23 protein-coding genes and 2 tRNA genes are annotated in these 25297 nt (G+C 71.3%); 7 read left to right on the top strand and 18 right to left on the bottom strand.

Features of this window, described 5'->3' with window-relative positions:
- Nucleotides 1–60: 60 nt before the first annotated feature.
- From AB5J53_RS41170 to AB5J53_RS41145, 6 genes are all read right to left on the bottom strand, one after another.
- Nucleotides 61–2259 carry a 3-hydroxyacyl-CoA dehydrogenase NAD-binding domain-containing protein gene (locus AB5J53_RS41170; RefSeq protein ID WP_369250694.1) on the bottom strand — a complete coding sequence of 733 codons (2199 nt, stop codon included), beginning with the start codon at nucleotides 2257–2259 and terminating at the stop codon, nucleotides 61–63.
- A 39-nt stretch (nucleotides 2260–2298) separates the two neighbouring features.
- Nucleotides 2299–3513 carry an acetyl-CoA C-acetyltransferase gene (locus AB5J53_RS41165; RefSeq protein WP_369250693.1) on the bottom strand — a complete coding sequence of 405 codons (1215 nt, stop codon included), beginning with the start codon at nucleotides 3511–3513 and terminating at the stop codon, nucleotides 2299–2301.
- 48 nt (nucleotides 3514–3561) lie between these two features.
- On the bottom strand, nucleotides 3562–4704 hold the full coding sequence (locus tag AB5J53_RS41160; protein WP_369250692.1) for an acyl-CoA dehydrogenase family protein: 1143 nt from the start codon (nucleotides 4702–4704) through the stop codon (nucleotides 3562–3564).
- 41 nt (nucleotides 4705–4745) lie between these two features.
- The gene (locus tag AB5J53_RS41155; protein WP_369250691.1) at nucleotides 4746–5759 is read right to left on the bottom strand and encodes an LLM class F420-dependent oxidoreductase; all 1014 of its coding nucleotides are present in this window, start codon (nucleotides 5757–5759) and stop codon (nucleotides 4746–4748) included.
- A complete protein-coding gene (locus tag AB5J53_RS41150) occupies nucleotides 5759–6913 on the bottom strand; it encodes a CaiB/BaiF CoA transferase family protein (RefSeq protein WP_369250690.1) in 1155 nt (384 codons plus the stop codon). Before AB5J53_RS41150 ends, AB5J53_RS41155 begins: the two co-directional genes overlap by 1 nt.
- Nucleotides 6914–7055: 142 nt before the next feature.
- The gene (locus AB5J53_RS41145) at nucleotides 7056–7436 is read right to left on the bottom strand and encodes an MmcQ/YjbR family DNA-binding protein (RefSeq protein ID WP_369250689.1); all 381 of its coding nucleotides are present in this window, start codon (nucleotides 7434–7436) and stop codon (nucleotides 7056–7058) included.
- 103 nt (nucleotides 7437–7539) lie between these two features.
- Between AB5J53_RS41145 and AB5J53_RS41140 the strand changes: the two genes are divergently transcribed.
- Nucleotides 7540–8712, top strand: a complete 1173-nt coding sequence (locus tag AB5J53_RS41140; RefSeq protein WP_369250688.1) for a trans-acting enoyl reductase family protein — start codon at nucleotides 7540–7542, stop codon at nucleotides 8710–8712.
- 52 nt (nucleotides 8713–8764) lie between these two features.
- Here AB5J53_RS41140 and mmpA read toward each other — a convergent pair whose 3' ends face one another.
- Complete coding sequence (gene mmpA / locus AB5J53_RS41135; protein ID WP_369250687.1) at nucleotides 8765–8911, bottom strand: morphogenic membrane protein MmpA; 147 nt, start codon at nucleotides 8909–8911, stop codon at nucleotides 8765–8767.
- Nucleotides 8912–9007: 96 nt separating this feature from the next.
- Nucleotides 9008–9709 carry an endonuclease V gene (locus AB5J53_RS41130; protein ID WP_369250686.1) on the bottom strand — a complete coding sequence of 234 codons (702 nt, stop codon included), beginning with the start codon at nucleotides 9707–9709 and terminating at the stop codon, nucleotides 9008–9010.
- A 60-nt stretch (nucleotides 9710–9769) separates the two neighbouring features.
- Between AB5J53_RS41130 and AB5J53_RS41125 the strand changes: the two genes are divergently transcribed.
- The gene (locus AB5J53_RS41125) at nucleotides 9770–10066 is read left to right on the top strand and encodes a YciI family protein (protein WP_369250685.1); all 297 of its coding nucleotides are present in this window, start codon (nucleotides 9770–9772) and stop codon (nucleotides 10064–10066) included.
- Nucleotides 10067–10082: 16 nt separating this feature from the next.
- Here the strand turns inward: AB5J53_RS41125 and AB5J53_RS41120 are convergent, their stop codons facing one another.
- Together AB5J53_RS41120 and AB5J53_RS41115 are read right to left on the bottom strand one after the other, a co-directional pair.
- The gene (locus AB5J53_RS41120) at nucleotides 10083–10409 is read right to left on the bottom strand and encodes a plasmid stabilization protein (RefSeq protein ID WP_369250684.1); all 327 of its coding nucleotides are present in this window, start codon (nucleotides 10407–10409) and stop codon (nucleotides 10083–10085) included.
- Between the two features lie 75 nt (nucleotides 10410–10484).
- On the bottom strand, nucleotides 10485–11534 hold the full coding sequence (locus tag AB5J53_RS41115) for a WD40/YVTN/BNR-like repeat-containing protein (protein WP_369252783.1): 1050 nt from the start codon (nucleotides 11532–11534) through the stop codon (nucleotides 10485–10487).
- A 316-nt stretch (nucleotides 11535–11850) separates the two neighbouring features.
- On the opposite strand from AB5J53_RS41115, the gene AB5J53_RS41110 reads away from it, so the two are divergent.
- On the top strand, nucleotides 11851–12267 hold the full coding sequence (locus AB5J53_RS41110) for an SsgA family sporulation/cell division regulator (RefSeq protein ID WP_369252781.1): 417 nt from the start codon (nucleotides 11851–11853) through the stop codon (nucleotides 12265–12267).
- 15 nt (nucleotides 12268–12282) lie between these two features.
- Here AB5J53_RS41110 and AB5J53_RS41105 read toward each other — a convergent pair whose 3' ends face one another.
- Nucleotides 12283–13143, bottom strand: a complete 861-nt coding sequence (locus AB5J53_RS41105; RefSeq protein ID WP_369250683.1) for an isocitrate lyase/phosphoenolpyruvate mutase family protein — start codon at nucleotides 13141–13143, stop codon at nucleotides 12283–12285.
- Nucleotides 13144–13496: 353 nt separating this feature from the next.
- Nucleotides 13497–14177, bottom strand: coding sequence for a GPP34 family phosphoprotein (locus AB5J53_RS41100; RefSeq protein ID WP_369250682.1), 681 nt, complete (start codon nucleotides 14175–14177; stop codon nucleotides 13497–13499).
- 331 nt (nucleotides 14178–14508) lie between these two features.
- Here AB5J53_RS41100 and AB5J53_RS41095 point away from each other — a divergent pair, with 331 nt between their 5' ends.
- The 3 genes from AB5J53_RS41095 to AB5J53_RS41085 all read left to right on the top strand — a co-directional run bounded on the left by AB5J53_RS41095 (nucleotide 14509) and on the right by AB5J53_RS41085 (nucleotide 18244).
- Nucleotides 14509–16143, top strand: a complete 1635-nt coding sequence (locus tag AB5J53_RS41095; protein WP_369250681.1) for an ABC-F family ATP-binding cassette domain-containing protein — start codon at nucleotides 14509–14511, stop codon at nucleotides 16141–16143.
- 128 nt (nucleotides 16144–16271) lie between these two features.
- The gene (gene ddaH / locus AB5J53_RS41090; protein ID WP_369250680.1) at nucleotides 16272–17048 is read left to right on the top strand and encodes a dimethylargininase; all 777 of its coding nucleotides are present in this window, start codon (nucleotides 16272–16274) and stop codon (nucleotides 17046–17048) included.
- 218 nt (nucleotides 17049–17266) lie between these two features.
- Nucleotides 17267–18244, top strand: coding sequence for an acyl-ACP desaturase (locus AB5J53_RS41085; RefSeq protein WP_369250679.1), 978 nt, complete (start codon nucleotides 17267–17269; stop codon nucleotides 18242–18244).
- A 99-nt stretch (nucleotides 18245–18343) separates the two neighbouring features.
- Here the strand turns inward: AB5J53_RS41085 and AB5J53_RS41080 are convergent, their stop codons facing one another.
- Nucleotides 18344–21709, bottom strand: coding sequence for a hypothetical protein (locus AB5J53_RS41080; RefSeq protein ID WP_369250678.1), 3366 nt, complete (start codon nucleotides 21707–21709; stop codon nucleotides 18344–18346).
- A 302-nt stretch (nucleotides 21710–22011) separates the two neighbouring features.
- On the opposite strand from AB5J53_RS41080, the gene AB5J53_RS41075 reads away from it, so the two are divergent.
- Complete coding sequence (locus AB5J53_RS41075) at nucleotides 22012–22389, top strand: hypothetical protein (RefSeq protein WP_369250677.1); 378 nt, start codon at nucleotides 22012–22014, stop codon at nucleotides 22387–22389.
- Here AB5J53_RS41075 and AB5J53_RS41070 read toward each other — a convergent pair.
- The 5 genes from AB5J53_RS41070 to AB5J53_RS41050 all read right to left on the bottom strand — a co-directional run bounded on the left by AB5J53_RS41070 (nucleotide 22386) and on the right by AB5J53_RS41050 (nucleotide 25255).
- Nucleotides 22386–23030, bottom strand: a complete 645-nt coding sequence (locus AB5J53_RS41070) for a hypothetical protein (protein WP_369250676.1) — start codon at nucleotides 23028–23030, stop codon at nucleotides 22386–22388. The two genes, AB5J53_RS41075 and AB5J53_RS41070, sit on opposite strands and share 4 nt — an antisense overlap.
- A gap of 80 nt (nucleotides 23031–23110) precedes the next feature.
- Nucleotides 23111–24454, bottom strand: coding sequence for an SDR family NAD(P)-dependent oxidoreductase (locus tag AB5J53_RS41065; protein ID WP_369250675.1), 1344 nt, complete (start codon nucleotides 24452–24454; stop codon nucleotides 23111–23113).
- A gap of 28 nt (nucleotides 24455–24482) precedes the next feature.
- Nucleotides 24483–24554: transfer RNA gene (locus AB5J53_RS41060), tRNA-Glu, on the bottom strand.
- 10 nt (nucleotides 24555–24564) lie between these two features.
- A tRNA-Ala gene (locus AB5J53_RS41055) sits at nucleotides 24565–24636 on the bottom strand.
- A gap of 79 nt (nucleotides 24637–24715) precedes the next feature.
- Entirely contained in the window at nucleotides 24716–25255 is a 540-nt protein-coding gene (locus AB5J53_RS41050; RefSeq protein WP_369250674.1) for a hypothetical protein, read from the bottom strand.
- Nucleotides 25256–25297 lie beyond the last annotated feature (42 nt).

Here is a 25297-nt window from a genome sequence, read left to right as displayed (position 1 = left end):
CCGAGGAGCAAGCCCCGCATACCACTCAGCGATACGTCACGTGTCGCCGAACTCTTCGCGCTACTTGTCGCTGAACCGCTCGCCCTTCTCCGCCTTCTCGACGAGCAGCGCGGGCGGCGTGAACCGCTCCCCGTAGCGCTCGGCGAGTTCACGCGCGCGTGCCACGAATCCGGGCAGCCCGGCGCCCGCACCTGACCCGCCGCCGTCGTACCCGTTGATGTACTGGAGCACGCCGCCGGTCCAGCCCGGGAAGCCGATGCCGAAGATGGACCCGATGTTGGCGTCGGCGACCGAGGTCAGCACTCCTTCCTCCAGGAGCCGGACGGTGTCCAGCGCCTCGGAGAAGAGCATGCGCTCCTGCATGTCCTTGAACGGGATCTCGTAGCCCGGCTTGGTGAAGTGCTCACGCAGCCCCGGCCACAGCTTGCCGCGCTTGCCGTCCTCCCCGTACTCGTAGAAGCCCGCGCCGCCGCTGCGCCCGCTGCGGCCGAACTCCTCGACCATGCGGTCGATGACCGCCTCGGCCGGGTGCGTCTGCCAGGTGCCGCCCGCCTCCTCGACGGCCTGCTTCGACTCCTTGCGGATCTTGCGCGGCAGGGTGAGCGTGAGCTCGTCCATCAGGGAGAGGACCTTGGCCGGGTAGCCGGCCTGGGCGGCGGCCTGCTCGACGGACGCGGGCTCGATGCCCTCACCGACCATCGCGACGCCCTCGTTGATGAAGTGCCCGATGACGCGGGAGGTGAAGAAGCCGCGCGAGTCGTTGACGACGATCGGGGTCTTCTTGATCTGCCGTACGAGGTCGAAGGCGCGCGCCAGTGCCTCGTCGCCGGTGCGCTCGCCCTTGATGATCTCGACGAGCGGCATCTTGTCGACGGGCGAGAAGAAATGCAGCCCGATGAAGTCGTCCTGCCGGTCCACGCCCTCGGCGAGCACGGTGATCGGCAGGGTCGAGGTGTTGGAGCACAGCAGTGCGTCCGGCTCGACGATGTTCTGGATCTCCTGGAACACCTTGTGCTTGAGCGCCGTGTCCTCGAAGACGGCCTCGATCACGGCGTCGCAGCCGGCCAGCTCGTTCGGGTCCGCGGTGGGCGTGATGCGCGCAAGGAGGGCGTCGGCCTTGTCCTGGCTGGTACGGCCCCGGGAGACGGCCTTCGCGCAGAGCTTCTCGGAGTAGGCCTTGCCCTTGGCCGCCGCCTCGGCGGACACGTCCTTGAGGACGACGTCGATGCCCGCACGGGCGCACGAGTAGGCGATGCCCGCGCCCATCATCCCGGCGCCGAGGACGGCGACCTTGCGGACCTGGCGCGGCTCGATGCCCTTGGGCCGGTTGGCACCGGAGTTGACCGCCTGGAGGTCGAAGAAGAACGCCTGGATCATGTTCTTCGCGGTCTGGCCGGTGACCAGCTCGGTGAAGTAGCGCGCCTCGATGGTCAGCGCGGTCTCGAAGTCGACCTGCGAGCCCTCGACGGCGGCCGCCATGATGTTGCGCGGTGCCGGGTACGGGGCGCCGTTCAGCTGCTTCTTCAGGTTGGCCGGGAAAGCGGGCAGGTTGGCGGCGAACTTCGGGTTCGACGGCGTACCGCCCGGGATCTTGTAGCCCGGCTTGTCCCAGGGCTGCTGCGACTCGGGGTTGGCGTCGATGAAGGCGCGCGCCTTGGCGAGCATCTCCTCGGGGGTCGCCGCCAAGTCGTGCACGAGGCCGCTCTCCAGGGCCCGCTTCGGGGAGTACTGGGTTCCCTGGAGCAGCACCTTCAGGAGGGCGTCCGTGATGCCCATGAGGCGGACGGTGCGGGTGACGCCGCCGCCGGCGGGCAGCAGACCGAGGGTCACCTCGGGCAGGCCGATCTTGGAGCCCGGCGCGTCGAGGGCGATGCGGTGGTGGGAGGCGAGGGCGATCTCGTATCCGCCGCCGAGCGCCGCGCCGTTGATGGCGGCGACGACCGGCTTGCCCAGGGTCTCGATGCGGCGCAGGGAGGACTTGATGGCCGTACCGGTGTCGAAGGCCTGCTGGGCGTTCTCCGGCCCGGCCTGGATCATGTCCTTGAGGTCGCCGCCCGCGAAGAAGGTCTTCTTGGCGGAGGTGTAGATGATGCCGCGGATGGAGTCCTTCTCGGCCTCGGCGCGCTCGGCGATCGCCGCGATCGAGTCCTTGAAGGCCTGGTTCATGGTGTTGGCGGACTGGTTGGGGTCGTCGAGGACGAGGGTGACGACGCCGGTCTCGTCCTGTTCCCAGCGGATGGTGGTGGACTCAGTGCTCATCAGGGGTGCTCCGTTGATCCGTGTATCCGTTGGGAGAGGTCAGACGCGCTCGACGATCGTGGCGATGCCCATGCCGCCGCCCACGCACAGCGTGGCGAGGCCGTAGCGCTTGTCCTGGCGCTCCAGTTCGTCGACGAGGGTGCCGAGGATCATCGCGCCGGTCGCGCCGAGCGGGTGGCCCAGCGCGATCGCGCCGCCGTTGACGTTGACCTTGTCCAGGGACAGGCCCATGTCCTTCGCGAACCGCAGCACGACCGCGGCGAAGGCCTCGTTGATCTCGACGAGGTCGATGTCGTCGATGGTCAGTCCGGCCTTGGCGAGCGCCTTGCGGCTCGCGGGCGCGGGTCCGGTGAGCATGATGGTGGGCTCGGAACCGGAGACGGCAGCGGAGACGATCCGCGCGCGGGGGGTGAGGCCGTAGCGCTCGCCGACCTCCTTCGAGCCGATGGCGACGAGGGAGGCGCCGTCGACGATTCCGGAGGAGTTGCCCGCGTGGTGGACGTGGTCGATCTCCTCGACCCAGTGGTACTTCTGCAGCGCCACGGCGTCGAATCCGCCCAGCTCGCCGATGTCGGCGAACGACGGCTTCAGCTTGGCGAGCGAGTCGGCGGTGGTGCCGGGGCGCATGTGCTCGTCGTGGTCGAGGACGACGAGCCCGCTGCGGTCCCTGACGGGGACGACGGACTTCTCGAAGCGTCCGTCCTTCCAGGCGGCGGCAGCCCGCTCCTGGGACAGGGCCGCGTACTCGTCGACATCCCGCCGCGAGAAGCCCTCGATGGTGGCGATGAGGTCGGCGCCGATGCCCTGCGGCACGAAGTTGGTGGCCATGTTGGTCATCGGGTCGGCGAACCAGGCGCCGCCGTCCGAGGCCATCGGCACCCGCGACATCGACTCGACGCCGCCCGCGAGGACGAGGTCCTCCCAGCCGGAGCGGACCTTCATCGCCGCCATGTTGACCGCTTCCAGACCGGAGGCACAGAAGCGGTTTTCCTGGACGCCGGCGACCGTGTCGGGCAGTCCGGCGGCGACCGCGGCGATGCGGGCGATGTCGGAGCCCTGGTCGCCGACCGGGCCCACGACACCGAGGACGATGTCGTCGATCGCGGCCGGGTCGAGACCCGGGAAGCGGCGCTGGACCTCGTGGATGAGCCCGACGACCAGGTCGATGGGCTTGGTGCCGTGCAGGGCGCCGTTCGCCTTGCCGCGGCCGCGTGGGGTGCGGATCGCGTCGTACACGTACGCTTCGGTGCTCACTGGTAAGCCTTTCAAGAGAGCCGGGAGGGCTGAGCTGGGCTGTGAGGGTCAGCCGAGCAGGGAACGGCCGATGATCTCCTTCATGATCTCGGTGGTCCCGCCGTAAATGGTCTGGATACGTCCGTCGGTGAAGGCCCTGGCGACGCGGTACTCCGCCATGTACCCGTAGCCGCCGTGCAGTTGGAGGCAGCGGTCCGCGACCCGCTTCTGCAGTTCGGTGGCCCACCACTTGGCCATCGAGGCGTGCACCGCGTCCAGTTCCCCGTTCGAGTGATCGACGATGCAGCGGTCGAGGAACGTCCGGGTGACGGCGCACTCGGTGGCCATCTCGGCTATCTCGAAGCGGATGTGCTGGAGCTTGGAGAGCGGCCGCCCGAAGGCCTCACGCTCCTTGACGTATGCGGTGGTGATCTCCAGCAGGTACTCGGCGGCCGCGATGCCGGCGACGGCGATGCCCATGCGCTCCTGCGCGAGGTTCGTCATCAGATGGACGAAGGCGCCGTTCGGCTCGCCGAGCAGGTTCTCCTTGGGGACGCGTACGTCGTTGAAGAACAGCTCGGCCGTGTCCTGGGACTTCTGGCCGATCTTGTCGAGGTTGCGGCCGCGCTCGAAGCCCTCCATGCCGCGCTCGACGACGAGCAGCGACAGCCCGTGCGCACCGCCTTCGGGTGTCGTCTTCGCGACCACGATCACCAGGTCGGCCAGGATGCCGTTGGAGATGAAGGTCTTGGAGCCGTTGAGCAGCCAGTGGTCGCCCTTGTCCTCGGCGTGCGTCTTGATGCCCTGGAGGTCGGATCCGGCGCCGGGCTCGGTCATGGCGATCGCCGTGATCAGCGAACCGTCGCAGAATCCGGGCAGCCAGCGCCGCTTCTGCTCCTCGGTGGCCAGGTCCGTCAGATACGGCCCGATGATGTCGTTGTGCAGCCCGAGGGCGAGCCCCGCGGCCCCCGCGCGCGTGAACTCCTCGGCGAGTACGGCGCTGTAGCGGAAGTCGGCGTTGCCGCCGCCTCCGTACTCCTCGGGAACGGCGAGACCGAGCAGCCCCTGCTTCCCGGCCGCCCGCCAGGCGTCGCGCGAGACGATGCCGTCCTTCTCCCACTGTTCGTAGTGGGGCAGCACCTCCTTGGCGAGGAAGGTGCGCACGGTCTCGCGGAACGCGTCGTGCTCGGCGGTGAAGATCTGCCGCTTCATGCGGGAAACGCCCTCCTGGACTTCATGCGGGAAACGCCTTCCTAGAGCCAGCTCTTGACGGTTTCGACGAGCCTTGCCGGTTCCGGCCCGACGGGAATGACGTTGAGCATCGTCACTCCGGCCTCCCGGAAGGCCTCGACACGCTCACGGACGTAAGCCTCGGGTCCGCACAGCGACATGAGCTCGCAGAACTCGTCCGGCACGGCGGCCTCGGCCTCCTTCTTCCGCCCGGAGAGGTACAGCTCCTGGATGAGCCGGGCTTCCTTCTCGTAGCCGTACGCCACCGCGAGATCGTTGTAGAAGTTCTTGCCGGGCGCGCCCATGCCTCCTACGTAGAGGGCGATTTTGGGACGCGCGAGGTCCCGTACGGCCGCCGCGTCCTCGCCGATGGCGAGCAGCCCGCCCGCGACGGTCCGCAGCGGACCGAGGGCCGGGTCCCGGCGTGCGGCGCCCTCCGCCAGCGCGGTGCCCCACACCTGGTGGGCCTTCTCCGGGAGGAACAGGGTGGGCAGCCAGCCGTCGGCGACCTCGGCGGTCATGCGGACGTTGGCGGGGCCCAGCGAGGCGACGTACAGGGGTACTTCGGGGCGTACGGGCTTGGTGAGGATCTTCAGGGGCTTGCCGAGGCCGCCGGGGCGGGGCATGTCGGTGATGCCGTGGTGGTCGATGACCTCGCGGCGCAGGATGCGGCGCGTCAGCTCGATGGCTTCGCGTGTCCGGCCGAGCGGCTTGTCGTACGCCTTCCCGTGCCAGCCCTCGACGACCTGCGGGCCGGAGGCGCCGAGTCCGATGATGGCCCGTCCTGCGGAGATCGCGTCGAGCCCGGCGGCCGTCTGAGCGATCAGCGCGGGGGTGCGCGAGTAGACGTTGAGGATCGCGGCGCCGATCTTCATCCGCTCGGTGCGGGCGGCCAGATAGCCCATGATCGTGGGCGAGTCGAAGCCGTAGGCCTCGGCGACCCAGACGGCGTCCAGGCCCGCGGACTCCAGCGCGGCGACCTCGTCGGCCGCCTGCCGGGGGTCGCCCGCGTACTCGAGCGGGAGGGAGAGCTCCATCAATCGCCGTCCTTCATCGGGTCGCCGTCTTTCATCAGGCCGGGTACGCCCCAGTCGCGGGCCACGTCCGCGGTGTCCGCGCCCGGTTGGGCGGGACCACTACGGATGGCGGTGCGAGAGAGGGAGAAGCGGGGCGCGGGGGCCGGCTGGGTGATGCCGCCATGGTCGACGAAGGTGCCGCGGGCGGCGAGATGCGGGTGGGCGGGCGCCTCGCGCAGCGACAGGACCGGTGCCACGCACGCGTCGGAGCCCTCGAAGACCGCGGTCCACTCGTCTCTCGTACGGGTCTTGAAGCGGGCGGCGACCGTCTCGCGCAGTTCCGCCCAGCGGGCCAGGTCCTTGCGTGCGGAGGCCAGTTCCCCGATGCCGAGGAGTTCCACGAACTCGTCGTAGAACTGCTGCTCCAGGGCGCCCACCGCCATGTACTGGCCGTCGGCCGTCTCGTACGTCCCGTAGTAGGGGCAGCCGCCGTCCAGGAGGTTGGCGCCGCGCCGGTCCTGCCAGCCGCCGGCGGCGAGCATGCCGTGGATCATCGCGGCGAGGTGCGCGGCGCCGTCGACGATGGCCGCGTCCACGACCTGTCCCGCGCCGGTCGCGCGCGCGTGGTGGAGCGCGGCGAGGATCCCGACGACGAGGTAGAGCGAGCCGCCCGCGTAGTCGCCGACGAGGTTCGCTGGAACCGTGGGCGGCTCGTCCGGCCTGCCGATCATGCCGAGGGTGCCGGTGAGGGCGATGTACGCGATGTCGTGCCCGGCGCGCTGGGCGAGCGGACCTTCCTGGCCCCAGCCGGTCATCCGCCCGTAGACGAGCTTCGGGTTGCGGGCGTGGCAGATCTCGGGGCCCACGCCGAGGCGCTCGGCGACGCCGGGGCGGTAGCCCTCGATGAGGACGTCGGCGCGCTCGACCAGGTCGAGGACGCGGTCCTGGCCGTCCTGGGTCTTGAGGTCGATGATCACGGACCGCTTGTTGCGGTTGGTGATGTCGAACTCAGGGTTGATCGCGAGCCCGGCGCCGCCGGGCCGGTCCACGCGGACGACGTCCGCGCCGAGGTCGCCGAGGAGCATGGCGGCGAACGGGCCCGGGCCGATGCCCGCCAGCTCGACGACGCGCACCCCGGCGAGCGGGCCGTGCCCTGGCGTTCCTGCCACTGCCATCAAGCCCCCAGCACTGTGACACTACTGATGTGACATCAGCGATGTTAAGAACGTGTTCCACATCGGGCAAGCCCTTGACGAGCAAGCGCTTAGTTAAATTCCCGGGTGCGGATCGGGATGAAGAGGGCCTAAACAGGGCGTGTCAGCGCTCGTCCAGCTCGCCGATCAGCTTCTTCGGCGCGATCGCCCGATAGCTCTCCTCGACCCAGTCGCACAGCAGCTCCGCGGCCGGAGCACCTCGCCCGTCCAGGGGTATGCGCACCCAGCCGGCCTTGCCGAGGCCGTAGCCGGCGGGCTCGGCGCCGGGTGCGGTGAGGGCATGGGCGTGCGCGGACTCGTCCTTGAGCTTCAGGGTGACGCCCAGCGGATATCGGCCGTCGTCGACTCCGAGGAAGACGAACACCTTCTTGTTGACCTTCGCGACGGACTCGCCCCAGGGGAACTCCTCCGCGGCGCCGGGCAGGCCGAGGGCGAACTCGCGCACCTTCTCCCACTTTTTCAGGGCGTTCTTCGGCACGGCCACGGCTCCTCCGACCTCTTCGTCCGACCTCGTCGTTCGGCTGCTCGTACCTCACGCTAGCCTCAGCCACCGATAACGGCGCTTCGCGCAACGGCTGAGAGGTGTCATGAGCAGGCTGAACGGGACGGATCGCGCGTACGACATCGTGCTTTTCGGAGCCACGGGGTTCGTCGGGGAACTCACCGCGGAGTACCTCGCCGCGCATGCGCCCCAGGGGCTGCGCTGGGCGATCGCGGGGCGCAGCGCACAGAAGCTGGAGCGGCTGCGGGAGCGGTTGGCCGGCGCCCCCGGTGTACTCCAGGCGGATGTCGCCGATCCGGAGTCGCTGCACGAACTCGCCCGGCACGCACGGGTGGTGGCCACGACGGTCGGGCCGTACGTCACCTACGGCGAGGAGCTGGTGGCCGCCTGCGCGGACGCCGGCACCGACTACGTCGACCTCACCGGTGAGCCCGAGTTCGTGGACCTGATGTACGTCCGGCACGACGCACGCGCGCGGGAGACGGGGGCGCGGCTGGTGCACGCCTGCGGCTTCGACTCCATCCCGCACGACCTGGGCGCGTACTTCACCGTGCGACAGCTTCCCGAGGGCGTACCGCTCAGGGTCGACGGATTCGTCCGCACCCAGGCGATGTTCTCGGGCGGCACCTTCGCCTCGGCGCTCAACCAGTTCGCGCGCGGGCGGCACATGCTCGCCGCGGCGCGGGACCGCAAACGCCATGAGCCGCGGCTGATGACGCGGCGCGCGGAGGCGCCGCTGAGCGCTCCGCGGTTCGCCAAGGAGGTCGGTGCGTGGGCGCTGCCGCTGCCCACGATCGACGCTCAGGTGGTGGAGCGGTCCGCGCGTGCGCTGGAGCGGTACGGGCCCGACTTCCGCTACCGCCACTACGCGGCCGTCGAACGGCTGCCGTTCGCCGTGGGCGGGGTCGCGACAGTGGGCGCTATTTTCGCGGCGGCCCAACTGCCGGCCGCGCGCCGCTGGTTGTCCGACCGGCTCAAGCCCGGGGACGGGCCGAGCGCCTCACGACGCGCGAAGAGCTGGTTCTCGGTGCGGTTCGTCGGAGAGGGCGGCGGACGGCGCGTCTTCACCGAGGTCGCGGGCGGTGACCCGGGCTACGACGAGACCGCCAAGATGCTCGCGGAGTCGGCGCTGTCCCTCGCCTTCGACGACCTGCCGAAGACCTCCGGGCAGGTCACGACGGCGGTGGCGATGGGCGACGCGCTGATGGAACGTCTCCGCAAGGCCGGGATCGTCTTCCGCGTCGCGGCCACCCGCTAGTCGACGTGGTCTGGCTGCTCGGGATGGTCGGACTGCTCGGGATGGTCGGGCTTCAGGACGACCATCCCGTGACCGTGTAGATCATCCCGCCTATCCAGGCGAGTCCGGCGATCACGGCGAGGACCAGCGCGGCCATCACCGCGCGTTCGACGGGCTGGGCGGGGTTGGCGGCGGGCTTCGGGGCACGGTGCGTCGTCATGCTGCACAGCCTGCCGATCATGAGGGTGCCGCCACATCCGTACAGGTACTCAGAACGCGTACTCAGAAGGCGTACTCAGTCAACGGGCGGGGCGCCTCACGGAGTTGCCTCCTGGAGAGCCCGCCTGCAGAGGGAGTCCGCGCGGCGGGTGGACTCCGGGAGGCGGTACTTCGGAGTGAGTGCGAGTGTGTGCGCGCACGCGTTGTCGAGGTTCACCCGGTGGCCGACCGACACGAACACGGGCTTCACGCCGTCCCGCGTGCGCAGCGCGCGGCCGACCTCCTCGGTGCCCGTGGGACTGTCCGCGAGGAGCGGGGACGCGCTGCCGCGCCGGGCGCCCGGCTCCTCGTACGAGAAGGTGAAGGGGTTCTTGGCGACCCCGATCGTGGGGAGCCCGGTGAGCACACCGAGGTGGCTGGCCAGGCCGAAGCGGCGCGGGTGGGCCAGGCCGTAGCCGTCGCAGACGACGAGGCCGGGCGCGCAGGGCAGGGCATCGAGCGCGGCCAGGACGGTCGGGATCTCACGGAAGGCGAGCAGCCCGGGAACGTACGGGAAGGAAACCTGGCCGACGGCGGTGGCCTCGGCGACGACGTCGAGGGTGACCGCGTCGAGTACGACGGCGGCGGCCACGACGATGTCCCGCTCGTCGTCGTAGGCGACGTCGACCCCCGTCACCCGGCCGGTGCCGGGCGGCGGCCCCGGCTCGTCGAGCACCACCCGCTCCCGCAACTCGTCCTGCACGGCACGGGCTTGCTCTTCGGAGGCGGGCCAGCCCGCGGGAATCCTTACGGTCGTCATGGTGAGAAGAGCCTAGGCGGCTACGGAACGAGCCGGTCGGACAGGGATAGGATCGCGATCATGTTCGTACTGGAGCTGACCTACACCGCGCCGCTCGAAGCGGTCGACGCCGCTCTGGAAGCGCATGTCACGTGGCTCGACAAGCAGTACGCCGCGGGGGTCTTCCTGGCGTCCGGGCCCAAGAACCCCCGCGACGGCGGTGTGATTCTCGCCGTCGCGGAGGACCGGGCGCGGATCGAGGAGATCACCGCGGGCGACCCGTTCGTCACCTCGGGCGTGTGCCTGTACCGCGTCACCGAGTTCGTGGCGACCAAGACGGCGCCCACCCTGGAGCGGTACCGGGAGACGCTCGGCTGAACCGGACCTCCGCGCTTCACTTGCCGCCGAGGGCGCGCTTCAGCTCGCTCTTGTTCATGTCCGAGCGGCCGTGGATGTTCCGCCGCTTGGCCTCCTCGTACAGCTGGTCATACGTGGGCCCCTGGGCGCCCTTGTGCGAGCGCTGACCGCCGCGCTTGCCGGACGACATGTCCTCGACGGACGTACGGCTGGCGGTCTTCGACTCACCAGACCGGGCGCGCTCCTTGTTCACCGTCCGCGCGGCGATCTCCTCGGCGCGCTGCTCGCTCTCTCCCCGGTCGCGTGCGCTCTCCTTGATGTGCTCGTACTGGCGTTCCCGTTTGGGGCTCGAACCGCGTGGCATGGCTGATCACTTCCTTTTCGCGGTCACTGCCTTGCGCGACCCGAGTACCCCGCTTCGGGGCGGACACCGCACGGGTCAGCGCTCCAGGCGGGCCACCCGTCCCTTCTCACCGGAGGCCCAGCAGCCCAGGTCGGGGGTGCAGTCCACGGTGTCGTACGAGCCGGTGTCCACGGTGCGCCAGGTGCGGCCGCCGTCCGTCGTGAGATCGGTGCCGGTGGGGCCGACCGCGAGCGCTGCGGTGCGGCTGTGCGGGAGCCAGGTCACTCCCGAGCGGTAGGCGGACGGGGGCTGCGTGGCGGGCGTCCAGGTGCGGCCACCGTCGGCGCTGAGTGCGGCGGCCCGGGGTGAGGCCTGGTCGGCGCGGTAGTCGCCGCCGACCGCGAGGCCGTGGGTGCGGTCGCGGAAGGCGAGGGCGAAGACGCCGCGCGCCGGGTCGCCGGCCGGGATCGGCGTGTCGGTTGCCGTCCAGTTCAGTCCCCGGTCCGAGGAATGCAGCACGCGCGCGCGTGCACCCCCGCCGGTGGCCAGCCACACATCACGCGGCCCCGAGGTCACCAGGCACTGCCCGCTCGCCGCGAAGCCCGCCTCGCCGTCCTGCGCCGCGGGCATCCCGTCGCTGGGCAGCACCTTCCAGGAGCGGCCGCCGTCACCGGTCGACAGGATGCGGAACCTGCCGTCCACCGGGTCGCTCATCGCCAGGCCGTGGCGCCGGTCGAAGAAGGTGAGGCAGTCGTAGAAGGCCTTCGCGTCGGTGTTGCGGAAGGACTCCGTCCAGGTCGCGCCCCCGTCGTCCGTGCGCAAGACACGGGAGGCCTCGCCCTCGCCGATGGCGAGGACCACGGCACGCCGTGCGTCGAACGCCTCGATGTCGCGGAACTCCAGGTCCGCGCCACCGGGCGGGGACACGTTCCGCCAGTTCGCGCCGCCGTCGGTGGTGCGCAGCACGGTGCCCTTGGAGCCGGCCACCCAGGCCGTGTCCCGGCTGACAGCCGACAGGCCGCGGAACCGCACGTCCGTACCGCTGTTCCTGAGTTCCCAGTGCGGCGCCTTCGCCGCCTCGTGCGCCTGCGCGGGTGCCGTCAGCGTGGCGGCAAGTGCGGCCGCGCACAGTCCCACGGTGACCATCCGACTCGTACGTCTCGTCTTCCCCAAGCCCCTCATGGCGGGCGAAGCTAGCCCACTCCCCCGGTGCCGTCCAGATGGCGTTCTCCGGGAACCCCGGGACCCCGACCGAGTGTCCTTTCGGTTGTCCGAAGACGACGGGACGAGAGATGGATCACCGCGTGGGTCACCGATCACCGCGTGGATCACCACAGTGCATGAACGCGGTGACAGAGGTCACTCGGGTTTCAGGTGCACTCATTGGCTCATTTCTTCGTCTCTTCAATTGACCGGCCTCATCCGCCCGGAGTTCGTCCAGCCGTCACAAGGGAGCAAGGCGTTGTCCACCGTCATCGAGCAGCCCGTAGAGGCCCGCCTCGTCGCCGCCGCGCCGCGGATGCCGAGCATTCCCGCAACGCTCCACTACGACCGGAGCGATCCCTTCGCGGTCCGTATGACCTTCCCCGCTCCGGCCACGCTGGAGGGCGTGGAGGTCTGCTGGACCTTCGCGCGCGAGCTCCTCACCTCGGGGCTCGAGGAGTCGGTGGGCTGGGGCGATGTACGGGTGCGGCCGTACGGCTACGACCGCACCGTTGTGGAGTTCCACGCTCCCGAGGGCACCGCGGTGGTGCATGTGCGCTCGGGCGAGGTGCGGCGGTTCCTGCAGCGCACGACGGAATTGGTGCCCGTGGGGCTCGAACACCTGCAGGTGGACCTGGACCACGACCTGGCGGAGCTCATGCGGGGCACCTGCTGAGTGGGGTTCCAGCCCTCAGCCGCTCCTGCCCATCAGGGTGTTGAGCTCGGCGTAGTCGAGCCCGTCGGTCAGCGAGTCGTAGGTCCCCGCGTCCAGCAGCTCCCGCGCGGCCCGGCGGACCACGGCGTGCGCGGCCTGCGCGATGCCCGAACCCGCGCTGATCCGGGCGACTCCGAGGGCGGCCAGCTCGGCGACGGACGGCGCGCCGGGGCCCACCATCACGTTCAGCGGGCCTTCGACGCCCTCGACGAGTGTCTTGACGGTCACCGGATCGACGGCTCCGGGTACGAAGACACCGTCGGCTCCGGCGGCGAGGAAGGCGGCGGCCCGCTCCAGGGTTTCCCCGATCTTGCCGGCGCCCCGCAGACAGGTGTCGATGCGGGCGTTGACGTACAGCGCTACCCCGGCCGCGTCGGCGGCCGCGCGGGCCGCCGCGATGCGCTCCGCCTGCTCGGCGATCGGGCGCAGCCGAGCACCACCCGCGGCGTCGTAGAGAGCGTCCTCGATGTTCACGCCCACGGCACCCGCCGCGAGCACCGCGCGGATCGTGTCCGCGACGCCTTGGGCGTCCCGCGCATAGCCACTCTCGATGTCCGCGCTCACCGGCACCCGGACCACCGCGGCGATCCGCCCGACCGCGCCGAGAGCCCCGTCCCTGTCCAGCCGGTCCCCGTCCGCCACCCCCAACCCCCAAGCGAGCCCCGCACTGGTCGTCGCCACCGCCCCCGCGCCCGCCCCCTCGACGATCCGGGCACTCACCGCGTCCCACACATTCGGCAGGACGAGAGGCCGACCGGGCACGTGCAGCGCACGAAAGGCGAGGGCGGTTTCACGCAGGGAACTCGGGTCCGTGCGGAGGGAATTGGGGTTCGTCATGGGGATGAGCCAAGCATGGGGCGGGGTTGGGGGCTGGCAGGAAAACGACGTGTACGTGGGGCGGCGGAAGGGGGGGATGGGCGAGATTTGGCCAGGTTGAGTTGCCGGGAGAGTGCGCGGGAAGCTCGTGCGGGCAGAAGCGCCCGCGGTGGTGGTGCGCCCGCACCAGAAGCGCGGGCGTGAGGGCGCCTTGCGGTGACGCCGGCGTGAGGGCGCCTTGCGGTGGCGTCGGCGTTGGCTCGCGCACCGGGAGCGCGAGCGCGGATGCGCCCGGTGGCAAGGACTCGCAGGCGCGTGCGTGCCCACGAGTACACCCCGACGCCGTCGGCACGCGGCCACTTGCCGTGCCCCCCTCAACCCCCCGCAGCCGCCCCCGTGGCCGACGCAGCCGTCGTCGCCACGATCACCGCCGTGCGCAGCTCCTGGATGACCTTCTTCAGGGCCGGCGCCGCCGCGCCGCTGCGGTCGGTCAGGTCTTCGAGGCGGTTCTTGTAGAGCTTGCGATCCTTGGCCGGCGCGAGGGTGCGGAGTTCGGCCGCGGCGGCGAGGGCGACGAGGGCCGCGTCGCGATCGGAGACCTCGGCGACGGGGAGCGGGCCTTCGAGCACCTGTCGGGCGTCCGTGCGCAGTGCGTCCACGGCGGGTACCCGCTCCAGCTCGTACTCCACGGAGGGGAAGAGGCCGAGGACGCGCTTCTTTTCCGCCCTGAGGTAGCCCTCGGCCGCCAGCTGCGCGCGTACGGCGTCCAGGGTGACGCGCGCCCGCAGCGTCACCCATGCCTTCCACTTCCGCGGCCGGGACTCCGCGACGAGTTCCAAAAGCCCGTCGAGGACGGCGTCGCCCGTGCGGGAGTCGGCGTCGATAGGGGTGACGATGCCGTTCTCGTCGATGAGCAGTCCGCGCTGCGCCAGCTCGGTGAGGGCGCCGGCGCGCACCAGGTGGTGGAGATGGGTGGCGCCGGTGACCTTGAGCCTGCTGGTGTCCCAGGCCAGGAGGTAGAGCCGGGCGGGCAGCGAGAGCGAGCCGTTCGGCACGGGATCTCCTTCGGGTCGTCGGGGGTCACGTTAATCCTTTGACAGCCTCCAGAGCCGCCCCTACGGTGCATAGCGGTCCTGTTGCCGTCGATTGGAGAAGGACGTTGCTCGTCTGAGGTCTGAGACACCGCGTCACACGCAGCCAGCTCCTCCTGGCCTCCGTGTGCGCAGCGTGCGACCTCGGCGTACGAGCCGTCCTCCGGCGCAGGGCCTTCTTCATGCCTCCGAACTGGCTGCCCTTCGAACCGGCTGACCTCGGAAATGGATCGTCGTCGCCTCGCGGTGTCCCGAACGCGTACCCCCGACCGCATCCAGCAACCGCGAGGCCCTGATGTCTACCTTCCCCACCTCCATCACCTGTGCCTCCCTCTCCTTCGCCTGGCCCGACGGCACCGCCGTCTTCGACGACCTCCAGGCCGCCTTCGGCCCCGGCAGGACCGGCCTCGTCGGCGTCAACGGATCAGGAAAATCAACCCTGCTGAAGCTGATCGCCGGGGAGCTCACCCCGGCCGACGGCACGGTCCGGGTCGCCGGCGAGGTCGGCTATCTGCCGCAGAACGTCGCACTCGACACCGGTCTGCGGGTCGACGAGGCGATCGGCATCGCCGCCACCCGGGCCGCGCTGCAAGCCATCGAGGCGGGTGACGTGTCAGAGGAGCACTTCGACGTCGTCGGCGACGACTGGGACGTAGAGGAGCGGGCACTCGCCACGCTCGGCGAACTCGGCCTCGGGCACATCGAGTTGGACCGCACCATCGGTGAGGTCTCGGGCGGCGAGTCGGTGCTGCTGCGCCTTGCCGCGCTCCTGCTGCGCCGACCCGACGTACTCCTGCTGGACGAACCCACCAACAACCTCGACCTGTTCGCGCGGCGGCGCCTGTACGCGGCCGTCGAGGCCTGGTCCGGAGTCATGATCGTGGTCAGCCACGACCGCGAACTCCTCGATCTGGTGGACCAGATCGCCGATCTGCGCTCCGGAGAGGTCACCTGGTACGGCGGCACCTTCTCCGCGTACGAGGAGGCGCTCGCCGGCGAGCAGGAGGCGGCGGAGCGCATGGTGCGCGTCGCCGAGGCCGACCTGAAGAAGCAGAAGCGCGAACTGGTCGACGCACAGGTCAAGTTGGCCCGCCGCAAGCGCTACGGCCAGAAAATGTTCGAGCAGAAGCGCGAGCCGAAGATCGTCATGGGGGCGCGCAAACGCGCGGCCCAGGAGTCGGCGGGCAAGCACCGCATCATGCACGAGGATAGGCTCGCCGAGGCGAAGGAGCGACTCGACGGCGCGGTGGAGGCCGTACGGGACGACGACGAGATCCGTGTCGACCTGCCGTACACGGCCGTGCCGCCGGGCCGCAATGTCCTCACGCTCGAGAACCTGGAGTTGCGGTACGGCGCCCGCGTGGACGGCGTATTCGACCTGCGCGGGCCCGAACGGATCGCGCTGATCGGGCGCAATGGCGCGGGCAAGACCACGCTGCTGCGCACGATCGCCGGGGAGCTGGACGCGGTGTCCGGCGACGCGCGGGCCCATGTGCCGCTGCGCTTCCTGCCGCAGCGGCTCGATGTCCTCGACGACGAGCTGACCGTCGCCGAGAACGTGGCCCGGTTCGCGCCGGCCGCGACCAACAACCGGATCAGGGCGCGCCTGGCCCGCTTCCTGTTCAAGGGCGCGAAGGCCGACCAGCGCGCCGCGACGCTCTCCGGCGGCGAACGCTTCCGGGCGGCACTCGCCGCGCTGATGCTGGCCGAGCCCGCGCCGCAGCTGCTGATGCTCGACGAGCCGACGAACAACCTCGACATGGCGAGCGTCCGGCAGCTGACGACGGCCCTGGAGTCCTACGAGGGAGCACTGATCGTCGCCAGCCACGACCTGCCGTTCCTGGAGTCCCTCGCGATCACGCGCTGGCTCATCCTGGAAGGAGGAGAACTGAAAGAAATCGCTCCGGAAACTGTGGGGTATTCCGCCTAGTGCCGGGCCCGGGAGCCGCCTAGCGTCGAGGTGCAGGTGTTACCCGACGTCAGGCCGGGGGCTTTTGCGCGCGCGACCCGCGCTGCATGATGTGCGCCGACACCCCCTGCCGATTCGGAGATCCACCCGTGCCCAGCCAGAAAGCCCTCATCCGCCGGCCCAGTCCCCGCCTCGCCGAGGGGCTGGTGACGCACATCGAGCGCGCGAAGGTGGACGTCGACCTGGCGGTCGAGCAGTGGGAGGCGTACGCGGAGGCACTGCGCACGCACGGCTGGGAGACCGTCGAGGTGGACCCGGCCGACGACTGCCCGGACTCGGTGTTCGTCGAGGACACCGTGGTCGTCTTCCGCAATGTGGCGCTGATCTCCCGCCCCGGCGCGGAGTCCCGGCGCGGCGAGACCGCCGGGGTAGAGGAGGCCGTGGCCCGCCTCGGCTGCTCGGTGAACTGGATCTGGGAGCCGGGCACCCTCGACGGCGGCGACATCCTGAAGGTCGGCGACACGGTGTACGTGGGCCGTGGCGGGCGCACCAACGCGGCCGGGGTCCAGCAGTTGCGGGCGGCCTTCGAGCCGCTCGGGGCGCGGGTCGTCGCCGTACCGGTGAGCAAGGTGCTGCACCTGAAGTCCGCGGTGACCGCGCTGCCCGACGGCACGGTCATCGGGCACGAGCCGCTGGTGGACACGCCGTCGCTGTTCCCGCGCTTCCTGCCGGTACCGGAGGAGTCCGGGGCGCACGTCGTGCTCCTGGGCGGCGGAAAGCTCCTGATGGCCGCGAGCGCCCCGAAGACGGCGGAGCTGCTCGCGGACCTCGGCCACGAACCGGTTCTCGTGGACATCAGCGAGTTCGAGAAACTCGAAGGCTGTGTGACATGCCTCTCGGTCCGGCTCCGGGAGTTGTACGTCTGATCGGGTGATCGCGGTGTTCGTTCGGCTCTGGGACCTGGGGATCCGGGGCGCTTCCGGCGTGCGCCCGGGAGCGTGCGATCTCCCCCGGGACCCCTACTGATCAGCAGTCTTTACAGGGAACTTAACCTACGGTGTCGTAACCTACGGAGACGTAGCCTACGATGCCGTAAGTTACGTCCCCGCTCGTTTTACACGTCCCCGTCCCCCCTGGAGCACCCGTGACGATCACTTCTCCCCACCTCGGCAGCCCGTCCGCCGCCTGGACCGACGCTCGACTGCTGTATGCGCTGGAAGAAGTGGTCGAGACGGAGCTCAACCGCCACCTGAAGGTGGCCAAGGACTGGATGCCGCACGAGTACGTGCCGTTCAGCGACGCCCGCAACTTCCCCGGCTTCTTCGAGGACGGCGAGGCCTGGGACAAGGAGCAGTCCAAGGTCACCGAGATCGGCCGGATCGCGCTGGTCGTCAACCTCCTCACCGAGGACAACCTGCCGAGCTACCACCACGAGATCGCCACGCTCTTCGGCCGTGACGGCGCCTGGGGCACCTGGGTGCACCGCTGGACCGCGGAGGAGGGCCGGCACGGCATCGTGATGCGCGACTACCTGCTCGCCTCCCGCGCCGTCGACCCCGACAAGCTCGAGGCGTTCCGCATGGCGCACATGAGCGAGGGCTTCGAGTCGGACAACCGCCACTCGATGCTGCACTCGGTCGCGTACGTCGCCTTCCAGGAGCTCGCGACCCGCATCTCGCACCGCAACACCGGTCACCAGTCGGGCGACCCGGTCTGCGACCGCATGCTGGCGCGCATCGCGACCGACGAGAACCTGCACATGGTCTTCTACCGCAACCTCCTGAAGGCCTCATTCGAGCTGGCCCCCGACCTGACCATGCAGGCCGTGCGCGACGTCGTGGTCAACTTCCGGATGCCCGGTCACGGCATGCCCGGCTTCGAGCGCGCCGCCGCGCAGATGGCCATCGGCGAGGTCTACAACATGCGCATCCACCACGACGACGTGCTCCAGCCGGTGCTGCGCCACCTCAAGGTCCTGGAGATGGACGGCTTCGGCCCCGAGGGCCTGCAGGCCCAGGAAGAGCTCGGCCTCTTCATGCGCGGCCTGGACGCGGAGGCCTCGAAGTTCGACGAGAAGCTCGCGGCCCGCAAGGCCCGCATGGCGGCACGCGCCGCCGGCTGACGACCTCCGGTCGAGGCAGCGGCACTGGTACGCCGCTGACCGGGGCCCCTCGCGGAGCCCCTCCCCGCACGCCGTCACCCGGGCCCTCACGAGGACCCGCTACTCGTACGCCGTCACCTGGTCCAGCGCCGCGTCCCGCACGTCGGCCACCGGGTGGCGGCGTAGTGCTCTCAGCCGCTCCCGCCAGGGCGCGGCCCAGCCCGTACGGCTGCCGATCGCCCCGGTGACGGCCGCCGCGAGCAGCCCCTCGCCGTGCCCGCCGTGGGCGGTGAGGCGCCGTACCGCGTCGAGCAGTACCTCGGGATCCCCCTCATGCGCCTGCCGCCGCAGCCGCTCGCCGAGTTCCCCGGCCGTCCGGGCGGCGAGCGCCGGGCGGCCGTCGGTGAGGGCGGCCAACCGCTCCAGCCGCGCCGGCTCCTCGTCCAGGTCCAGGTGGAACGCCGTGATGGCGGCCGCCTGCGGGACGAAGGCGTCGTACCCGGCCAGCAGCTCACCGGCGGCGAGGGCCGCGGGGCGGATGGGTGCCGGGACCGTCCTGGCCTGCTGGGCGAGGCGCGCGACAAGGTAGTCGACGCGCTGCCGGGCGGGCCGGTCGCGCCGCTCGTCGGCATCGGCATGGCTGACGTCTTCCGCCGTGGCGGCGGTCTCCGCCTCGGCCAACGTCCTCAGCGCCTGCTCGAGCCCCAGGCCACCCCGTGGCGAGCCCGCCGCCGCGGTCACCAGACCGTTGGCCGCGGCGCGCCAGCTCGTGCGTGCCGTCAGGTCGGTGACGGCGTCGGCGAGGACCGTCGGGGCCTGCGGTGACCAGGGCGCCCAGCGGGCCAGGGCGTCGAAGGCGAGGGTCGCGGTCTCCGGGTCGTCGGTGGAGGACACCTCGCGCACCAGCTGGGCGTACCGCTCGCGGTCGGGCTCGGGCAGGTCGAGGGGGGACACCCGCAGGACAGCGGTGCGCAGCACCGGCTCGGCGCCGGCGGCGTCGCGCAGCAGGTCCCAGACCGGTTCCTGGGCGAGCAGGCCGCCCGCGAAGGCCACGCAGGCGGCGCGGACGTCGAGGTGGGCGCCCGGCGCCGCGTACGCCTCGGTCAGCAGCGCCGCCGCCCGTGGCATCGGGAGCCGTACGGCGGCGAGCCGGGCGGCCTCCTTGCGGCTGGTCACCTTGGCGCGCGGCGCGAACAGCACCGCGCGCAGCTGCTCGGCAAGGCGTGACGGCGCCGCGTACCGGGACGCCTGCGTGGCCGCGTACACGGCGACCCGCGCCCGCTCGCCGCCCGCGTGTGCCAGCAGCTCGGGCAGTGCGTCGGCGGGCCGGTCGGTGCGGGCGAGCGCGGCGAGGGCCGCCTCGGCGAGCACCACGTCCGGGGAGTCCGTCCAGCGACGTACGAGATCGGCGCCCCTGCCCGGGACTCGCGCACTCTGTGCGACGGCCGCGGCCCGCTGATAGAGCGGCAGTCCGGCGTCCTCGGCCTCCGTCGTCAACTGCCGTGCCACCGCGAGCTGTTGGCGTGGCACCCAACGCCGTACGTCACGGTCCGCCGGTACGGTCCAGGGGGTGCCCTTGGTCAGAAAGCGCCCGTACGGAGGAGCCTCGGCGAGCAGCAGGTCGAGCAGATCGGTGCGGCGCCGGGTGACGACCTGGCGGACGGGCCACAGCGCCCCCGTGGACGGTTCCAGCGCGAGGATGCGTGCCACCCGCTCGTCCCGTGTCGCGGGCGCCTCCAGCCACAGCTCGACGGCGGCGCGCACGGTCACGTCGTTGCCGTAACGGATGGCCTGCCACAGCAGTTCCTGCAGCTCGGGCATGCCTGCCGCGCGGCGTCCCACCGCGCGGGCGAGCGCGAAGGCGAGGCTGTAGTCGGCCTTCTCCGCGCCCGCCTCGATCCAGGGGCGCAGAGCCTCGTACACCTGGTGCTCCTGGCCGCGGCGCAGCCTCGCGTCCAGCCGGCCGAGGTCGGCGCCGCCGGTGTTGCCGGAGATACGGACGAGGGTGCGCAGCGCCCAGTTCACCAACTCCCGTCCCCCGCCTGCCGCGTGCTCGCGCAGCACGGAGACGGCGAGGCGGCTGAGGTGCTGCCGGGTGGCGGGCGAGGAGTCGCGGGCCTCGACGGCGTCCACCGCGATGCGGTCGAGGTGCGGCTCGGCGTCCTCGGTGAACAGCGCGGGCCGCAGCCGGGACAGGGCGTACAGCGCGGCCGAGCGCACCGGGTCCTGTTCGTTGCGCAGCCGCCCCATCTCCTCCAGTACCGATGTGACGGCCGCGCGGTCGCCGGAGCGGGCGGCGTTGCGGATGAGCAACGGCCAGGCTTCGGCGCGGTCTTCGGCGGCCGGGCGGCGGGTGGCCTCGACGAGCCGTTCGCGTACTTCGGCAACGGGCAGGAAGGAGTCGGCGAGCAGCAGAGAGTTCGGCAGGGCACCGCTTTCGCGTGCGACGGCGGCCATCCGCCGGGCCTCCTCGGCGACGCAACTGCGGGGCAGCACTTCGAGGATCACGGCGTCGATGGTGACGTGACCCGCTCCGCGGCCTTCCTGCGCGGCCTGGTAGAAGGCGTGGCGTCGCGCGGGCGGCAGGGCCTTCACGAGCGGCGCGAGATCGCCCCACTCGGCCAAGGCCCTGCCGAACGCGGTGAGTTCGGGCGCACCGGAGCGGGCAAGCCTGCGCAGCACGGCGGGTCCCAGGGCCCGGCTGCGGCGCGCGGCGAATCCGCTACGGAGCAGCAGCCTCAGCAGCCGGCTCGCGTCGGCCGCCGCGAACTCTCCGAGGCGTTCGTGCAGTTGGTACGGAAGTGTGGCGGGCCCGAAGCGTTCGAGCAGGTCGAGCACGCGCAGTGGCTCCGCTCCGACGGTGGCGGCCAAGCCCGGCGTGTACCGGGCCCACCAGGTGGCGCGCAACGCCTCGGGCAGCGCGGTCAACTCCCTTTCGGCGACGTCGAGAAGGGTTCCGGGATGCCGCTTGGCGAGGGCCCTCCAGCCGGTGACCGCGTGGAAGAGTTCGGGAAGCAGCCTGCCGACCGTCTCCGCCGTGCACCCGGGCAGCAGCCGCGCCGCCTCCGCGTCGCCCCAGTCGCGCCGCAGTCCGTCCACCAGCCGGTCGGCGAGCGCGGTGCGCCGTGCGGCGACGATCGCGCACAGCAGCTCTCTGCGGATCGCCTCCGGGGCGTCGTCGAGCGCCGCCTCGTAGGCGGAGTCGGGCACATGCAGACTCCCGGCGACGCGCAGGGCGTGTCCGCGCACGAAGGCGTCCGGGGCGGCGAGGCGGTCCGCGATCCACTCGACGTCCCGGCCTACGGACGCCGCGACGACAGCGATCCCTCCCTCGTAGGGGCCACGGGCTTCGAGCTCCTCCAGCACCGGCCGCAGCGGGACCATTTCCGGTACCCGCAGGGCGAGTTCGCGCATGCGCTGCGGGTACGCAAGCGGGTCGAGGGCGTTCAGCAGACTGTCGGCGTCCTGCTGCGGGGTGCGGGTCATGCGGGGATTGTGCCTGCTGGAAGCCGTGCGGCGTACTGATTTCCCGGTGCGGACCGCCGGGCCGCCCAGGCATCTTGCGCCTACGCATGACAACAGCACGTCGCGACGCGCGATCGAGTTCGGCTGTGCGTCCATCTCATGTCCGACGTGCCCGCCGACCAGGAGAACTTCGACAAGGTCTCCTCCTCTGCGCTGCTCAACGCGCTGCTCGCGGCCCGTCGCGGGCATGCGGGCGCCGAGCAGGAGCTGCCGGACCTGATGGGCCGTACAAGCACTCCGACGAAGGCGCCGATGACAGCGACGTGGTGCACCAGATCCTCGCCAACGCCGAGCTGTCCCAGTGGAAGAAACACCGGAAGGTGGTGGCCCGGCTGGTTCCCCTGCTGCCGCCGAAGCTGCGGGCGACGTATCTCGTGGGCGCCACGTACGAGCAGCAGCGGTTCTGGACGGAGATATTCAGGTTGTCGGCCGCGCCGAGGACGGCGGCCGCGCGCACCCTCCCCAGGTCGAGGAGGGTGACTCCGGCCGAGGTCGCGGCCTTCACCAGTCGGGCGGCGGCTGTCGGCCCGACGCCGTTGCTTGCGACGGAGAGCCGGACGAGCCGCCCGTACGGCGCCCGTCCCAGGGCGCCGGCGAGACGGAGCGCGCCCTCGTCGCCCAACTGCGCCGCCGACACCTAGAGTTCGTCGATCGCGCCCGCGACGATCAGGGCGGCCAGGGGCACCGCACCGTCCGCGCCCAGGGGGTTTCCGCCGATGAACAGCCGCTCGACGCGGCGACCGGTGTCCGCCGCGGCGAGGAGGGCGTCGGCCAGGACGGCCGTGCCCGCCCCGTCGAGGCCGGTCTGCACGAGGTCGAGCGTGCGCAGCGATCGGGCCGCCTCGATGAGTTCGGCCGCGGCCTGCCCTCCCCCGCTGCCGAGCGGGTTGCGCTTGAGCCAAACGCCGGTGACGACGCGCGGCGAGGCGCGCAGGTTGTCGGCGATGCGGCAGGCGCCTCCCGCGGCGATGCCGTTGCAGCCGAGGTAGAGCGTCTCTACGTTCGCGCCCGCGGCCACGGCGGCTGCGCCGTCGTCGCCGAGCCCGTCGGTGCCGAGCAGCAAGTGACGTACGGGAGACGGCCCTTCGAACCTTTCGGACAGCACCTCGGCGACCAGCGCGGCACCTTCCGCCCCGATCCCCTGCTTGCACAGGTCGAGCCGGCCGTCGGGCAGCGCCGTACCCGCCGTGAAGTCCAGCCGCTCCCCTGCCGGACGGCCACCGCGCAACCAGCCGAGCAGCGGCGCCAGTTCGGCCACCGGACGAGGCACGACGGATGGCACGCCCGCGAACTCCGGCGCGGACTCGGACTCGTACCCAGAATCGCAATCGGAACAGGACTCGGGCTCGGTCCGGGACCCGCTCACCACTCCGCCGCCTGGTAGTCCTTGAGGAACACCCCGGACAGGGGCTCGCCCGCCTCACCCCGCACGATCGGGTCGTACACCCGGGCCGCCCCGTCCACGATGTCGAGCGGCGTGCGAAACCCGGCGCCCGCTATGCGTCCCTTCTTCGGAGCGGGGTTCTCGTCGGTGATCCACCCCGTGTCGACGGCGCACATGTGCACGCCCCGCTCCGCCAGTTCGGCGGCGCTGGTGCGTGTGAGCATATTGAGGGCGGCCTTGGCCATGTTGGTGTGCGGATGGCCGGCCATCTTGTTGCGGACCGCGAACCGGCCCTCGACGGCGGTCACGTTGACGACATAGCGGCGCGGCTGCGGTGAGGCGAGCAGCAGCGGCAGCAGCCGGTCGCAGAGGAGCGCTGGAGCGAGCGCGTTGACCAGCTGTGTCTCCAGCACCTCGGCCGGGTCGAGTTCGCCGAGCCGCGCCGACCAGGAGTTGTCCGGGGAGGGGTCGGGCAGAAGCCCGGCCTCGTCGGCCTCGCGCAGCACCACGGGCAGCGCCGAGGGGCCTCCCTCCAGTGCCCGCATCGGCGTGAACCCCGGCGCCTGCCGGGCTCCCTCGGGCAGTTCGGCGTACTCCCCCGCGGCGAGCAACGCGTACGACTCCGGGGGCCTCCGCACCGTCTGCGCCGCGTTGTTCACCAGGATGTCGAGCGGCTCGCCCTCCTGCCGCAACTGTTCGCACAGCCCGAGGACCTGCCGTGGATCGCGCAGGTCCACGGCGAGCACCGTCAGCCGGTCCAGCCACTTCTCGCTCCCCGGTTCGGCGCGGAAGCGGCGCACGGTGTCGTGCGGAAAACGGCTGGTGACCAGGAGTTCGGCGCCGTCGCGGAGCATCATCAGGGCCAGCTGGAAGCCGATCTTGACCCTGCCCCCGGTGAGCAGCGCACGGCGGCCGCTCAGGTCGGTGCTGAGCCCCCGCCGTGCGGTGTTGTCGGCGGCGCAGTCCGGGCACAGCCGGTGGTAGAAGGAGTCGACCTGTCGATAGGACGTCTTGCAGACATAGCAGGTGCGCGGCTTGACGAAAACGCCCCCCGCACCGGCCGCACCGGGGTGGGCCAGCGGCGCGTCCTCCCGCCGGTCGAGCGCCCCGGTCGCGGTCGCCGCCATCGCGGCCGCGTCGGCGGCGGACAGCTCGGCGCCGCGCGCCTTCCGCCTGCGCAACCGCCCGTCGCGCGCGAAGGAAGCGGCTACCCGCTCGGCACGCAACCGCACCGGGTCCTCGACGGGCAGAGCCCGCAGCTTTCCGACCGTACGGTGGAAGCCCGCCAGCTCGTCCTCCGTGATCCCCCCACCGTCACCCATGTGTCCCCGCCCCACGTATGCGCTGCCGTGGTCCCGGCCGGATTCGAACCGGCGTATCCGCCTTGAGAGGGCGGCGAGTCTGCCTCTGCTCTACAGGACCGATGCGCCGGTCCCGGCGGCCGGATTCGAACCGGCGTTTCCTGCATGCCATGCAGGTGCGCCTGCCTCTGCGCTACGCCCGGATGCGCCCCCGGACCTTAACGGCCCACCCGCCAGGCGTCCGCATCGATTTACGACCGCCGCCCGGTGGCCGCCCCGACGTCAGACGGGCACGACGGGACCGGCGGGAGATCCCGCGCGCCCCCTCGGGAACTGCGACCGGCGCAGCCGCCAGACGAAGGCGATGGCGGCGAGGGCAGCGAGAACGCCGAGAACGTCCGTGAACATGCCTGCGCGCAGTGCGTGCGTCGCGGCCTCCGCCTGCTCGGCCCGCCGGTGGAGGTTCTGGGCCCAGAGGCCGACGACTGTCCACGCCACGAAGCAGACCGCCCATGCGATGGCCCACAGCCGGGATTGATGGCGAGCGGTCTCCTGCGGGCGGCCCGACCCGCGCAATTCGAGAGCGATGTGATTCCGCGCCTCGACGAACCACCCCAAGAAGAGAAGCCCCGCCCCCGCGCAGGCGGCCATCTGGATGCCCGAGAGGTTGCCCACCCACATCTCGGCACGCAGGACGGGCTCGCCGTGCCGCATGTGTCCCAGCACGTTGTACAAACGCACCTGTGCCACCAGATGTGCCACGGCGAGGGCCGCGTTCGCTCCGAGCGCGGCGCACACCACACCGCCTGAACCCCTGCCCACCAGTACTCCTCCATCGCCGTGGCCGAATCCGGTCGGCTTGAG

It is taken from the genome of Streptomyces sp. R41, from assembly GCF_041053055.1.
Taxonomy (GTDB): Bacteria; Actinomycetota; Actinomycetes; order Streptomycetales; family Streptomycetaceae; genus Streptomyces.
The sequence above is the reverse complement of the archived record's forward strand: the minus strand, read 5'-3'. Positions and strand labels throughout refer to the sequence as shown.

Bases quoted from the DNA above. Each gene is read 5' to 3' on its own strand.
- AB5J53_RS41170 (WP_369250694.1), bottom strand. From the start codon at position 2,259: ATGAGCACTGAGTCCACCACCATCCGCTGGGAACAGGACGAGACCGGC.
- AB5J53_RS41160 (WP_369250692.1), bottom strand. From the start codon at position 4,704: ATGAAGCGGCAGATCTTCACCGCCGAGCACGACGCGTTCCGCGAGACC.
- AB5J53_RS41155 (WP_369250691.1), bottom strand. From the start codon at position 5,759: ATGGAGCTCTCCCTCCCGCTCGAGTACGCGGGCGACCCCCGGCAGGCG.
- AB5J53_RS41150 (WP_369250690.1), bottom strand. From the start codon at position 6,913: ATGGCAGTGGCAGGAACGCCAGGGCACGGCCCGCTCGCCGGGGTGCGC.
- AB5J53_RS41140 (WP_369250688.1), top strand. From the start codon at position 7,540: ATGAGCAGGCTGAACGGGACGGATCGCGCGTACGACATCGTGCTTTTC.
- mmpA (WP_369250687.1), bottom strand. From the start codon at position 8,911: ATGACGACGCACCGTGCCCCGAAGCCCGCCGCCAACCCCGCCCAGCCC.
- AB5J53_RS41130 (WP_369250686.1), bottom strand. From the start codon at position 9,709: ATGACGACCGTAAGGATTCCCGCGGGCTGGCCCGCCTCCGAAGAGCAA.
- AB5J53_RS41125 (WP_369250685.1), top strand. From the start codon at position 9,770: ATGTTCGTACTGGAGCTGACCTACACCGCGCCGCTCGAAGCGGTCGAC.
- AB5J53_RS41120 (WP_369250684.1), bottom strand. From the start codon at position 10,409: ATGCCACGCGGTTCGAGCCCCAAACGGGAACGCCAGTACGAGCACATC.
- AB5J53_RS41115 (WP_369252783.1), bottom strand. From the start codon at position 11,534: ATGGTCACCGTGGGACTGTGCGCGGCCGCACTTGCCGCCACGCTGACG.
- AB5J53_RS41105 (WP_369250683.1), bottom strand. From the start codon at position 13,143: ATGACGAACCCCAATTCCCTCCGCACGGACCCGAGTTCCCTGCGTGAA.
- AB5J53_RS41095 (WP_369250681.1), top strand. From the start codon at position 14,509: ATGTCTACCTTCCCCACCTCCATCACCTGTGCCTCCCTCTCCTTCGCC.
- AB5J53_RS41080 (WP_369250678.1), bottom strand. From the start codon at position 21,709: ATGACCCGCACCCCGCAGCAGGACGCCGACAGTCTGCTGAACGCCCTC.
- AB5J53_RS41065 (WP_369250675.1), bottom strand. From the start codon at position 24,454: ATGGGTGACGGTGGGGGGATCACGGAGGACGAGCTGGCGGGCTTCCAC.